The sequence below is a fragment of the Clostridium bowmanii genome (genome assembly GCF_018861315.1).
GTDB lineage: Bacteria > Bacillota > Clostridia > Clostridiales > Clostridiaceae > Clostridium_AD > Clostridium_AD bowmanii.
This window is the reverse complement of sequence record NZ_JAHLDL010000002.1, coordinates 1-13,009: the sequence shown is the minus strand read 5'-3', so window position 1 is coordinate 13,009 and position 13,009 is coordinate 1. Positions and strand designations below refer to the sequence as shown.

Annotated in this window: 13 protein-coding genes; 2 read left to right on the top strand and 11 right to left on the bottom strand. The window is 30.0% G+C overall.

All coding sequences use genetic code 11. The features are described from left to right. Nucleotides 1-310: 310 nt before the first annotated feature. Nucleotides 311-1,549 (bottom strand): serine/threonine transporter SstT, encoded by a 1,239-nt coding sequence (sstT, locus tag KPL51_RS01310; RefSeq protein ID WP_216156196.1) that lies wholly within the window; start codon nt 1,547-1,549, stop codon nt 311-313. 457 nt (nt 1,550-2,006) lie between these two features. On the opposite strand from sstT, the gene KPL51_RS01305 reads away from it, so the two are divergent. Further along, nucleotides 2,007-2,879, top strand: a complete 873-nt coding sequence (locus tag KPL51_RS01305) for a DegV family protein (RefSeq protein WP_216156193.1) — start codon at nt 2,007-2,009, stop codon at nt 2,877-2,879. Between the two features lies 1 nt (nt 2,880). Here the strand turns inward: KPL51_RS01305 and KPL51_RS01300 are convergent, their stop codons facing one another. From KPL51_RS01300 to KPL51_RS01260, 10 genes are all read right to left on the bottom strand, one after another. After that, nucleotides 2,881-3,084 carry a hypothetical protein gene (locus tag KPL51_RS01300; RefSeq protein ID WP_216156189.1) on the bottom strand — a complete coding sequence of 68 codons (204 nt, stop codon included), beginning with the start codon at nt 3,082-3,084 and terminating at the stop codon, nt 2,881-2,883. Between the two features lie 735 nt (nt 3,085-3,819). Beyond that, complete coding sequence (locus KPL51_RS01295) at nt 3,820-4,047, bottom strand: hypothetical protein (protein WP_216156186.1); 228 nt, start codon at nt 4,045-4,047, stop codon at nt 3,820-3,822. 111 nt (nt 4,048-4,158) lie between these two features. After that, complete coding sequence (locus KPL51_RS01290) at nt 4,159-5,307, bottom strand: helix-turn-helix domain-containing protein (protein ID WP_216156183.1); 1,149 nt, start codon at nt 5,305-5,307, stop codon at nt 4,159-4,161. 477 nt (nt 5,308-5,784) lie between these two features. Next, the gene (locus KPL51_RS01285; protein WP_216156180.1) at nt 5,785-6,177 is read right to left on the bottom strand and encodes a hypothetical protein; all 393 of its coding nucleotides are present in this window, start codon (nt 6,175-6,177) and stop codon (nt 5,785-5,787) included. 241 nt (nt 6,178-6,418) lie between these two features. Further along, a complete protein-coding gene (gene ulaA / locus KPL51_RS01280; RefSeq protein ID WP_216156177.1) occupies nt 6,419-7,795 on the bottom strand; it encodes a PTS ascorbate transporter subunit IIC in 1,377 nt (458 codons plus the stop codon). Between the two features lie 59 nt (nt 7,796-7,854). After that, on the bottom strand, nt 7,855-8,130 hold the full coding sequence (locus KPL51_RS01275; protein WP_216156175.1) for a PTS sugar transporter subunit IIB: 276 nt from the start codon (nt 8,128-8,130) through the stop codon (nt 7,855-7,857). 1 nt (nt 8,131) lies between these two features. Continuing rightward, a complete protein-coding gene (locus KPL51_RS01270) occupies nt 8,132-8,533 on the bottom strand; it encodes a PTS sugar transporter subunit IIA (protein ID WP_216156172.1) in 402 nt (133 codons plus the stop codon). 20 nt (nt 8,534-8,553) lie between these two features. Continuing rightward, nucleotides 8,554-10,470, bottom strand: a complete 1,917-nt coding sequence (locus tag KPL51_RS01265) for a BglG family transcription antiterminator (RefSeq protein WP_216156169.1) — start codon at nt 10,468-10,470, stop codon at nt 8,554-8,556. Nucleotides 10,471-10,939: 469 nt separating this feature from the next. Then, nucleotides 10,940-11,050 (bottom strand): iron-sulfur cluster assembly accessory protein, encoded by a 111-nt coding sequence (locus KPL51_RS24660; RefSeq protein WP_512699083.1) that lies wholly within the window; start codon nt 11,048-11,050, stop codon nt 10,940-10,942. Between the two features lie 128 nt (nt 11,051-11,178). After that, a complete protein-coding gene (locus tag KPL51_RS01260) occupies nt 11,179-12,402 on the bottom strand; it encodes a methyl-accepting chemotaxis protein (RefSeq protein ID WP_216156166.1) in 1,224 nt (407 codons plus the stop codon). A 502-nt stretch (nt 12,403-12,904) separates the two neighbouring features. Between KPL51_RS01260 and KPL51_RS01255 the strand changes: the two genes are divergently transcribed. After that, nucleotides 12,905-13,009, top strand: a 105-nt coding sequence (locus tag KPL51_RS01255; RefSeq protein ID WP_216156750.1) for a helix-turn-helix domain-containing protein, incomplete at its 3' end; no start/stop codon positions are given.

The window sequence follows — 13,009 nt, the reverse complement described above, 5'->3', positions numbered from 1 at the left end:
TTGCTCCTTTCTTAATATCTCACAAAGAGAAATGTTTTAATCTAATTTTACCCACCCCATATGGGGGGTGGGTAACTTTCATTGATTACATCGTACCATATTTTTATGTAGATTTTGTGAACAATATTTATTTTATATAATTTATTTTTAATTATATGTGGTTTTAAGCAAAATTTTTATAACAGTACAATTATTACAGTAAATAAGAATAATACACAAATATATACACACACTAAATAAAAAAAACACCAAGATTATAAAATCTTGATGTTTTTTATGGTGTCAAATCAGGTATTTTAACCTGCCTTCTTTACGCAACTTTCTTGCTATCGATTTCTTTTCCTTCTTTACGCCACTTAGCAAATTCAGCTGTCGCAGTGAATAGTGCATCTGTGGAAGAGTTAAGTCCCGTTTCGCAAGAATCTTGTAAAACACCTACGATAAACCCTACACCAACTACTTGCATAGCAATCTCATTTGGTATTCCAAATAAGCTAGCCGCTAGAGGCACTAGTAATATAGAACCACCAGCTACACCTGATGTACCGCAAGCGCATACAGCTGCCAGTATACTGAGTATTAATGCAGTAGGCATATCCACTTTAATTCCAAGTGTGTTTACTGCTGCAAGTGTCAAAACAGTAATAGTAACAGCTGCACCAGCCATATTTATCGTAGCACCTAATGGAATAGAAACTGAATACGTATCCTTATCTAAACCTAGTTCTTCACACAATCTCATATTTACAGGAATGTTTGCAGCTGAACTACGTGTAAAGAAGGCAGTAATACCGCTTTCTCTTAAGCACTTAAGTACAAGTGGGTACGGATTTTTACGAATATTTATGTACACAATGATTGGGTTGACAACAAGAGCCACAAAGACCATACAACCAATCAGAACCGCAAGTAATTGTCCATAGCCTAGTAATGCTGATATTCCATTTGTAGCAATAGCATCAAAAACGAGACCCATGATTCCTAGTGGTGCAAAGTTTATAACCCACCTAACCATTTGGGTTACTGCATCTGAAAAATCAGTAATCATTGTTTTTGTAGAATCAGGAGCATTTTTTAAAGCCAAACCAAGAACTAACCCCCAAGACAATATGCCGATATAATTAGCATTAAAAAGTGCTTTTACTGGGTTATCAACTACATTAAGCAGTAATGCTTTAAGAACCTCTACGACACCTCCAGGAGGTGTAACATTTTTAACACCTTCTGTTAGTGTTAATGTTACAGGGAACATAAAGCTTGCAACAACTGCCACCAATCCAGCCAAGAATGTTCCTAAAAGATAAAGTCCGATAACCGATTTTATGTTTGTTTGATGTCCACTCTTGTGTTGAGAGATGGCAGACATAACCAAAAAAAATACCAATATAGGCGCAATCGATTTCAAAGCACCTACAAATAAAGATCCAAAAATGATAATTGGTTTTGCTTGTTGTGGAATTGTTATAGCTAAAATAATACCCATAATCAAACCTATTATAATTTGTTTTACCAAACTGATTTGATTCCACTTTCTCATTAGTTTTTTCATAATTTATTCCTCCTAATAGTTAAAAAGAGACGAAACAATACGCAGCTATTTTAGCTGCGCTACTAGCTTACTGTTTATTCCCCTACTTTGTATAATTATACGTAAAAACGCTACAGGGAAAATTTTATCATGAATTATAACCCATGTAAAGTAAAGAATAGGTGTAATTTTTACCAATGAATAAGCAGTATAATCTGTTTTATGATACAAATAAACTGCAGTATAATCATAAGTTTGATTGTTCTGTAATTTAAATATTGGTGCTTAAATTTATTAAACCGAACTGCTAGTTTTTCTATGAGGTCTGACACCATTCCAGAGACTAGAAAAGTACTAGTTTTAAAATTGACATGTTAATAAAAACATGGTAAAATAATTCATTAATCGAACGTAGAAATTAAATTTTTCACTTAATAAATGTCTTAATAGTTATAATGAACTTTGGAGGGAATTTATAATGAAACCATTAATTGTTACCGATTCTGATTGTGATCTTTCAGCTAAATACATAAAACAGAATAATATTTCTACTATTCCATTTTATTTTAATTTAAAAGGAATAGATTATGAAGACAACCTCACTAAATCAATAGGTTATAAAGAATTTTTTGATGAACTAAGTAAAGGTGAAATGCCAACTACATCCCAGATTACACCCTACAAGTTTGAAGAATATTTTAGAAAATATATTTCTGAAGGTTACTCTATAATATATATAGCTTTTTCATCTGGTCTAAGCGAGACCTACAATAATGCAGTTAGGGCTAGAGAAACAATAATAGAAGAAAACAGTTCTGCAGATATAACTGTTATTGACTCAAGAAGAGCTACAGCTGGACAAGGTTTATTAGTTTATTATGCATGTGAGATGTTAGCGCAAGGCAAATCCAAAGAAAATATTATTAACTGGATTGAAGATAACAAACTCAAGGTTAACCTTTGGTTTACTGTTGATAGCCTTGAGCATTTAAAAAGAGGAGGAAGAATTTCTGCTACAAGTGCCACTGTAGGGACTTTATTAGAGATTAAACCTATTTTAGACTTTGATAATACCGGAAAACTAGTTACTGTAAAAAAAGTAAGGGGAAGAAAAAAATCCATTAGGGTCTTATTAGAAGAATTTAAAGACAAAGTTATTAATCCTGAAGAACAGACCATTTTTATTAATCATGGTGATTGTTTAGAAGATGCAGAGCATTTGAAGAGTTTAGTAATGAGTCAAGTTAAAGTAAAAAATGTGATAATTAACTATGTTGGTCCAATTATAGGTACTCATACAGGAAAAGGTATACTATGTATTGCTTTTATTGGCAAAGTTAGAGAAGCTTAAGTTATGTCTTATCATTTGTAGTAGTTTTTTTGCTTCTCTTTTGTAATCCACTATAATTCATGGTTCCAAATAAAATTCTATCACCTAATGAAATTATATAATTTGCCAATTTCTCATGTGAATGTTTCCTGAGATCAGCTTGTTTGCTTTGAATATCCCACAATTCAGCTTGAGTCTTAATATATTTATTAGATTTAACCCACATTAATTTCTTTTTCTTTCAATTAATCATAATACCAAATTTGACAGTTCCATCATTATTATAATTATTAGGATTATTAGCATGCCTTTGCCTATATAATTTCCTTGATAATTTAGTTTTTATATGCTGAAATTTATTAATTTGAGGACATAATTCTAATAATTTAACATCATACTTGCTCGAGCTTGCAATTGTTTGAGTTCCTATATCTATTCCTACATTACCAGGTCCTACATTTCTTTTTAATTCATTCCATTTAATAATCCCATAACACTATCTAAGAGTTATTTAGTGCAATTTGAGGAATTGATCTACTATCAGAAAATATCATACTATTTATTTTTTTGTAAGTCGATTACATAATTATAGTATCGTGCATAACATGATACTTTTCTTGAATTTTAGATTATGCACGATTTTTTATATAATATTTATAAATGTTTTACATTTTTTTCATTGTTTCGACATATTTCTATGGTATCATCTACTTATAGGTTAATAAGTTGTTAGATTAATAAGTTACTAAATTAATAGATTAAGAAACTAATTAAAGCGAAGTCCCCCTTTACTTTAATAATAAAGGCTGTGAAGTTATATACCCTCACAGCCTTTTCTTTGTTATAATAGATAAAATAAATGCTCCAGTCCGTATTTTTCAAGACTTGGAGCTTATTTTATAACTATGTTTTACAAATTAATTATATAATTTAACTATTACTAAATCGAGATTTAGTTGTATTACGACTTATTATAATATGTTGGAAGTACACCTTCTCTTATACCTTCAAAAATAATTCTATGCTCATATACATCAGAAAAAATGTAATAATTAGCTAAATCCTTAGAATAAACTTCCATAAAAGCTTGCATCTTACCCATATAGTATATTTCAAGTCCTTTTTCACATATAATGCTGTTATTAGCAGCATTTTTCATTTTGACCAGTAGGTCTTTATTAGATATCATAAATTAAAACTCCTTTTACTAATTGAATCAAAAATTATAGGTATTTTGATTTACTATCTAAGTATTATTTATTATGTGTTCACCCCTAAAAGTTCTCTAACTTTAAACATGTTAATCGCTTTTTATCGATAATATCAATCCCTTATCTTTTTCGGATCTTTTTTCAACTAAAGTTCCAGGTTCTAAGTCAAGAAGAACTTCTACTTCGTCAACATTAATAGTAAATTTATACTTAGATAGTTCGGTCATTAATTGTTGACCTGTGAGAACATTACTCTCTTTAAGAATCTTTATAGCCTTTCTAAATAATTGAGGGGGTTGTATCTGCCAAACATCATCGTAAGGCTCAACCTTTACCCATTTTTTATATGAAATTAGTTTCATTAGGTTTTGATACTGAAGACTGTTAATTCTACCTAATTGCTTTGCTCTCACGACCATTGCTGATACAGAAACTTTCCACTTTTTCTTTAAGTTCAAATATGCTTCAAGGTTTGTTGGGTTTACTAAATCTGCGAAGAAATTATTTTTGGGTAATAAAAATGACGTTGCAAATTGATTTGCCTCAACCTCCATTTTTTTGAATTCTTCTTTTGATAATTCTTTTATATTAATCAATTTACTGTGAAGTATAATATGTCCTAGTTCATGTGCAGCATCGAAATTTCTTCTAACCATAGATCTTTTATCATTCCCTAGCACTACACAAAATTGATGATGGTCATTAATTTTATGAACTTGGGTAAATGCACTAATTTTTGTTGTATCAGTGGCTAAAGATGATACAATTATCCCATTCTTTTCTAATAAGCCAACAATGTTTTCTATTGGGTCATTGTTTAATCCCCAGAAACCCCTAAGTGTTAAGGTTACGTCCTCAATATCTATAACATTTTTGTAATCAATAGCAGGTAGCTTAAGTTTTGGAAAATTTACATAGTCATTAAGGAAGTTATATAACCTAACAATTATTTCTGCTTTTACCTCTTGAGTATTTAAATCCAATGTCTTAGCACTTGATAGTGATCTGAAAAATGTATTTTCAATTTTAGTAGTCCTCTTATCTACTTCATAAAAAAAATCTAGTGGAAACCTTAGGACAAATACTAATTGAAATAACACCTCTGATTTTGGTGATATTGTACCTTTTTCATATTGTGAAATAGCTTGTTTAGTAACACTAATCTTTTTCTCTAAATCGCTTATAGTCATGTTTCTATATATTCTAGCTATTTTAAGCCTATCTCCGTTAAAATTCATTTTTAAGATTACTCATCTTAACACCTCCAAAGGATAAATTTATTCTCTATAAACATTATACGATTTTATTGTACTTTTGTCAAGTGTTTGTCTATATATTTTATTAAAATGAAGTTTTAGTTATTTTAATGTTGTTTAGTCAATCTATCTATTTTTATCTTTTTAAATTAGATTACCATTTTTAAAATTAATTGTCCGCTTCACTACCAATTCCAGCAAGGTGACTGTGGATATGGGTAACACTGCTTTCACCGTACCGGTGATTAGAACTTACATTGAAAAAATGGAATCTCATGGTGCTAAAAAAATTAATACACCGCCCTACACAATTCAAATTTTGTAGGGCGGTGTATACTAACCTTGTTTAAGTCTCAATTTAGCAAGCGATAATTCCCTTTATCGTAAACTCTCTTCCGCTTGATAAATGCCAGTCAGTTTCTACTTAACAATTAAAACAATTTATATCGTTAATATATCTCACTGCTTATAAAATATTGCCGTAATTAAAAAATTCGACCCATATTCTTCATTTTCAATTATACCCTTATCTCCCCATTTCCCAAATCCTGCTTCTACAGCTAATGGCCTTAGATCTCCGTAAAAAGAAAAAATGCCCTTTGTCCATACTTTCTTGCAACCGCCTGACTTCAAAATCTTTTTTATTTCTTTTAAATTCTTACTGGCAACTCTATTTACATTGAAAATATCATAAGACACTCTAAAGAAGTCCTTATAAAATAAGGTGCTCTTGCAATAATGAGCAAACAATATGCAATTAACATCTCTTGATAGCTTTATATTCCCCTTTAAAATAACATTATATCTATCACTAATTTCATAAACTTTTCTTACTAAATCATCCTTATCCATAATATCTCTCCTACATGCTTTTAATATGTATTAGTGTTTACTATTTAAATAAATTTATCCATGGCTACCAAAACATATTTCAAGAATTATTTTCATATCAATATAATACTTATCCCTAAGCAAAAGATGAGAGCCAGTAGATAAATCTACTGACTCCATTTTCCTAACCTACCTCAACTGTGCTATTATCCGTAGTAATTATCTTAGCATCTTTCTTTCCAATCACCATTTTTCATGTGTATTAATCTACTTTAGCCTTAGCACTATCATCCACTTTTTTATTTTTAGTCACAACTGTCCAAATAACCATAATAGCTAATATCCCAATTAGTACACTTGTTAAACCTACTCCTCCGATAAATCCTTGCAGTTTACCTAAGAATATTCCTGAAAGTGCAAAGTCTGTATCAGAGAATGTTGAATTTGCTATTCCAAGCTTACCTAATACAGGTAATAATGCAACTGGTAAGAATGATATTATGATACCATTTACAAATGCTCCTATAATTGCACCTCTTCTACCCCCTGTTGAATTACCGAATACAGCAGATGTAGCTCCTAAGAAAAAGTGTGGAACAACTCCTGGTATTATTATTACGAGTCCCATTGCTCCAAGTGCAAACATTGAAACTATTCCACCTACGAAAGAACTTATAAATCCAATTATTACTGCATTTGGTGCATACGGAAATACAATTGGGCAATCTAATGCTGGCTTTGAATTTGGCACTAATTTACTTGAAATCCCCTTAAATGCGGGTACTATTTCATTAAGAACTAATCTAACACCATTTTGTATTAATATAAATCCTGCTGCAAAAGTTAATGCTTGTATTAAAGAATAAACTATAAAGTTATTTCCACTAGAAATGTTAGTTTCTACAAATTCTTTACCTGCGGCTATAGCAACTATTATATAAAGAATTACCATTGTTAATGATATAGATACAACTGAATCTCTTAAGAAGCCTAATGATTTTGGAACATTCATTTCTTCTGTAGATTTTGACCCCTTGCCTACGATTTTACCTATATATCCTGCAAGTGCATATGAAGCTCCTCCTGAATGTCCTAATGCTACACTATCATTTCCTACAATTTTCTTCATGAAAGGTTGTTGTATAGCTGGTGAGATTACCATCATAAGACCTAGGGCTAATGCTCCTGTAAATATTAAGTGTATTCCTGTCATTCCAGATGAAACTAGTATAACTGAAATCATACATGCTCCATATAATGTAATATGTCCTGTTAAAAATATATATTTATACTTTGTAACTCTTGCTATAAATATATTTGCTACCATACCGAATGTCATAATTAAAGCTGTAGGTGTACCATATTCTTTTAAAGCCATAGCAACTACTGCTTCATTATTTGGTATAACTCCTGAAACATGAAATCCTTGTTGAAACATAACACCAAATGGATTTAAGGATCCAACAATAACCCCTGCTGCTGCCTGTATAACTACAAAACCTACCATAGCCTTTAATGTTGATTTGACAATTACGTCTGCACTTTTCTTTTGAAGTAATAATCCTACAAGAACAATAACTCCTATAATTATCGCTGGTTGTGATAAAAAATCAACAAAGACTTTTAAAATTCCATTCATATTTATTCCTCCTCAAATTTATTAAATCACAATGATTTTCATAAATTTTTCTTCATACTTTATAAGTTTATTTTTTCTTTGATTTTTTCTCTTAATTCATCCTTATCCACTATTGAATTTAATACTATAAGGTTTGGTAAATGACTTGCACTATCTGCAAGGTCTAACCCTGTAACAAAAATATCTGCATCCCCACTTGTTACGTCTGCAAGTGATGTATGAAATGCTTCATATTGGTCTGTTACACCTAATTCTTTTAAAATCTCCGTAACATTCATTTCCACCATAAAGCTTGAACCTAATCCTGAGCCACATACTGCCATAATTTTTTTCATTTTACATTACCTCCATAATTTCTTTTTTATTTTTTGAATTTTTAATAATGTTTAATTTTTCTTTATTCATACATACCTCAGCAATTTTTCTTATTAAACCTATGTGAGACTCACTATCCTTTGCTGATAATGTGAAAAATACATTTATTAATTTTCCATCAAACTCTACTGGATTATTAAGTTTTAATACACAAAGGCCTTCTTTTAAAGCTCCATCTTCTGGTCTTGCATGAGGCATACATATCCCATCTCCAATGCAAAAGTATGAACCAAATTCCTTAATTTTAGTTTTTATTGAATAATAATACCTACTTTCTACAACTCCATTTCTCTCCAAGATATCACATGAAATCTTTATTGCTTGTTCATAATTATCTACTTTATCAATAATCTCTACGAACATGTTTGATCCTCTCCCAACTACTACTTAATATTTTCTATATCCTCATAACAATTAGCTTGCTTTAGCTTTTTTATATTGCCTTCCTTTGTTATGATATTTATTAAATTTACTAAATTCATATTTTCATTTTTGTTCGCTAAGACAATTATTACTTTTACTAACGTCTCTTTCTGACTTCCGAATTTAATTGGTTTTTTTAACACTAGAACACTTACTGAATTTTCTATAACAAAAGTAGGTTCTGCATGAACAAAAGCTATTTCAGGTATAAATACCATATAGTTGCCTAAGGTTTCTATAACTTTAATTATTTCACTAACATACTGCCTTTTAATTTTTTCATTTTCAATTAACGGTTCTGCGGCTACACTTATAGCTTCTTGCCAATCCTTTAGTTCTACACCTATTTGTGAATATTTTTGGGGTAGTATTTTACTTAAACCATTTTGACTTTTATTCCGAACTTTTTCCACAAGAAATTTACAATTTTTTTCATATCTTCTACTAAATATTTCTTTATTAATTTTTTCTATATCAGCTAATTCTAAAAGTGGATTAGCTTGTATTACTTTGTAATTATCTAAGACAAGAGGTACTGTACTGATTAAAAAATCAACATCATAATTTTTTAAACTGCTTTCTACATCTCTTAATCTACATATACCTAAAATTTCAATTTCTGGAATCATCGCTCTTATTCTTGTCTTTAAAAGACTTGATGTAGCAAGTCCACCATTACATATTATTAACACCTTATATGAAAACTTTTCTTTTACATTTCTTTCATATAAGGCATCAAAATACATTGCTATATAGGCAATTTCTGATTCTGGAAACTTAATTTTTAATACACTTTCATACTCTGAAAGTATTTTTTCTGTGATACTATAAATAAAAGACATTTTATACTTTATTTCTTCAAGCATTGGATTATCTATTAGAAGATTATTTTTTAATCTAAAAATTGCTACTTTTAAATGAATTGACATTTGTTCTTTAAAATCTACATCCTCTATTAGATTAATGTTAATGACATCACACATATCCTTAATAATATTAGCTGTTAATTTATCAACTTCTGAGTTTGTAGTTATAAAATTACCTAATGTACTTTTAGCTCCGCTAAATAATTTTAACAAATAACATATTTCACTTTCTGTAATCTTATAATTTAAGTCTTTTACACAATCTTTTAATATTGCATAATTTTCACTTACTTTCTGCTGCTTAATATAATCACTGCTATATTTAACAGTATTTCCAATACTGATTCTACAAAGTGAGAACTTTATCAAAACCTCTAGTTCATCTAAACCTTCTTCTGAATACTTAACACTAGCCAAAATTTCAATACTTTCTGTAAATCTTCTAATATCATTATTATCTAACCTAAGGCATTCGATGAGATATTTGTTTATATCTAACTGAATATACTTAGTAGATTTTTTATATAACAGTAATAAATAGCTTCTGATTTCATCTTCATTTCCCTCTGAGAATATTCCATAATATGATTTCTTTTCAATTTTAATATCATACTCTTTTAATAATATTTTGGCTGACTTTAAATCTTGGATTATTGTATTTTTAGATACTTGTAATTTCTCTGCTAATTCTTCAAATGTTGTTTTTTCTTTTGTCATAATGATAATCAAAGCAAATAGTACTCTTTCCTGGGCTGAATAAATTTTATGCTCATGCATATTTAAAAATTTTTCAATTTCCCCTTCATCAAAATTCAGCTTTACTCCAACTCTTGGTTTTCTTTCTAAAAAAACATTATATTCCTTCAATGCATATTGAATAGAGTGCAAATCACTTCTTATTGTTCTTTCACTTATATCAAACATCTTTGAAATGTTTTTTATTGTTATATAAGTATTTTGGTTTGATAAAAAATTTATAATATCTGTTTGTCTATTACTAAGTGTAACCAATTCATTAACCTCCTCAGCTACCTTATGAATTCATTGTATACGATTTCTAATACTCGCTCCATACCAATTTATTTCATTTAATGTGGCAACTTTAATTGCTTCTTATTTCTATACCATATAGTCAATCGTAATTAAAAAAATTTTATAATAAAAAATCAAAAAGCCCCCTATATTAGAGGACTTTCATAACTGCATTTCTGAATAATAAGTTTAATTTTAAAATAAATTTTTGTATGAAGCATTAATTGAATTTTTAATTACAACTACTACAACTAGCACATTCGCCTTCTTGTTTATTTTCTAGTTCGATAGAGAAACCACCTAAATCATTTTCCTCACCACATTTTATTACTAAAGTTCCAAATTCATCATTAACACTCTTTTTTACTACTAATTTAATATCTTCAAATTTCTCAATATTGTCATCTTCCTTTTGTTCATCCAGAACAAGATTAAATACAGGGCCACTTCAGCCATTACCTGTTAAATTAATTCTTATTTCATTTGATGTTACATTGTTTCCCTTAAGAAACTTTTTAAATTCCGTGAAGGCTAATTCACTCATTTTCACAAAAGCCATTTTAATTACCTCTCTCTACATATTATTTAGTAATGATAGCAACTATTATCATTACTAAATAACATAATAAATTAAAAATGAAAACTTTGCAACCATCGCTTGTACCAAATTCGCTTTGATCGTAAATCCTATTTAAATACTGTACCCGCTATCTCTCGTACTTGAGCCGCTAATGCATTTGATTCTTCTACCGTTGCATGAATTTCTTCCATGTTAGAGGTTTGTGATAAAATGGAATCGTTAATACTTACAATCTTCTCTAAAATATCATCTATGGATTTTTTCATTTCATTTAGGCTTGCAGATATCTGATTAGAAGTCTCGTTACTGGATTGAGACAAATTCCTTACTTCATTAGCAACAACGGTAAAGCCTCTTCCTGCCTCACCTGCCCTAGCTGCCTCAATAGATGCATTTAGTGAGAGCAGATTTGTCTGACTTGCTATTTTCTGTATTAATCCAATTATTTCTAAGGTATTACCTACTTTTTCACCTACTATTTTTGCTGCTGCTGTTATATTTTCCTGTTGAAGTGCAATTTCCTGAACCTGCGAGGTAGCATCTTCTACCGTTAAAGAAATCTCAGATAATCCTTTTGACAAATCATCGATATGACTTCCCATATCAGCTTCAAATATTTCCTTACTTTTCTTCATTTCAGTTATATCCTGTAACGCACCTGCGACAACAATAGGTGTTCCATCACTTTCCCTAATAGTTTTTCCAACTGCTTTAAAATATCTGTACAGACCATCTTTATGCATAAGCCTGTACTCTAAATCATAAAGTGTATTCCCATAATAATCCACAATATGCTTATTAAACATATCTAATACAGCCTGTTTTTCCTGTGGATGTAATTTATCACTCCACGAATTGAGTACATTAGGAAAATCTGCTTCGTCATTATAACCCAATAATTTTCTAAATTGATCCGACCACCAGAATTCATTATTGGGATTTGATGGGTCTTTTCCAATTACATCCATGCTCCACGAACCTTCTGTAAGAACAGAATCAATCGCATCATGTCTCTGTGCCGAAATAGCTAATAAACGTTGATTCTCTTGTTCCTGCGTTATGTCTACAAAAATCCCAATAAACATAGATGGTTTTCCACCATCGATTCGTTCAATTCTCCCTGCAGCTCTATACCATTTATATCCTTCTGATTTTGTCATCAAACGATAATTTACATCATATTCTTTTCTGCCTGTAGTATCTGCGATACATGCACCAAATTCCCCTAATGTAAAATCTTTATCCTCCGGATGAAGTTTGTCACTCCAAGCTTCCACTGTATTTGGAAAATCACGGGTATCATTATATCCAAGTTGTTCTTGATTGTGCATTTCTTTAATAAAATCATCAAAGAATTGTGTGTTAGTCTTTTTTTAAAACATAATAATAACTCCCCCTATATTACTCCTAAAAGTATTTCTATAAATTATGTAAAATTAACAATGATTTAAATATAAACTAATATTGTTTAAATATAGAATAACTTGGCATATATTGCAATATATAAATATAAAATAAATTAGAAAATAAAGAAAACCCATACAATTATATGTTGGGTTGCTTTATTAAGCTTGTATTGATAGCAAGGCATCTCGTTGTTATGCTGCTAACCCCCTATGGGTACTTTAACATCTTACATGTTTTCGTTTAAATCCTATTTTTCCTTTATCAACACCATTTTGAAGATTTCGCCACGCACTCTCGTTACTTCAGTCATGAGTTAGTGGTGTTAAGTATTATTGTATAAAATATAAGTAAATTACACATACTAAGTGTTGATACCACTGCGTTTAAATGGTATAATTAACTTATAGAAAGAAGGTGAATTTATCTATGTTAAAAGGATCTAAATATAGAATATATCCTACTGAGCTTCAAGAAATTCAGATGGGCAAAACCTTTGGATGTTGTAGATTTGTATATAATCAAATATTATCT

Bases quoted from the DNA above. Each gene is read 5' to 3' on its own strand.
- sstT (WP_216156196.1), bottom strand. From the start codon at position 1,549: ATGAAAAAACTAATGAGAAAGTGGAATCAAATCAGTTTGGTAAAACAA.
- KPL51_RS01305 (WP_216156193.1), top strand. From the start codon at position 2,007: ATGAAACCATTAATTGTTACCGATTCTGATTGTGATCTTTCAGCTAAA.
- KPL51_RS01300 (WP_216156189.1), bottom strand. From the start codon at position 3,084: ATGTGGGTTAAATCTAATAAATATATTAAGACTCAAGCTGAATTGTGG.
- KPL51_RS01295 (WP_216156186.1), bottom strand. From the start codon at position 4,047: ATGATATCTAATAAAGACCTACTGGTCAAAATGAAAAATGCTGCTAAT.
- KPL51_RS01290 (WP_216156183.1), bottom strand. From the start codon at position 5,307: ATGAATTTTAACGGAGATAGGCTTAAAATAGCTAGAATATATAGAAAC.
- KPL51_RS01285 (WP_216156180.1), bottom strand. From the start codon at position 6,177: ATGGATAAGGATGATTTAGTAAGAAAAGTTTATGAAATTAGTGATAGA.
- ulaA (WP_216156177.1), bottom strand. From the start codon at position 7,795: ATGAATGGAATTTTAAAAGTCTTTGTTGATTTTTTATCACAACCAGCG.
- KPL51_RS01275 (WP_216156175.1), bottom strand. From the start codon at position 8,130: ATGAAAAAAATTATGGCAGTATGTGGCTCAGGATTAGGTTCAAGCTTT.
- KPL51_RS01270 (WP_216156172.1), bottom strand. From the start codon at position 8,533: ATGTTCGTAGAGATTATTGATAAAGTAGATAATTATGAACAAGCAATA.
- KPL51_RS24660 (WP_512699083.1), bottom strand. From the start codon at position 11,050: ATGGCTTTTGTGAAAATGAGTGAATTAGCCTTCACGGAATTTAAAAAG.
- KPL51_RS01260 (WP_216156166.1), bottom strand. From the start codon at position 12,402: ATGCACAATCAAGAACAACTTGGATATAATGATACCCGTGATTTTCCA.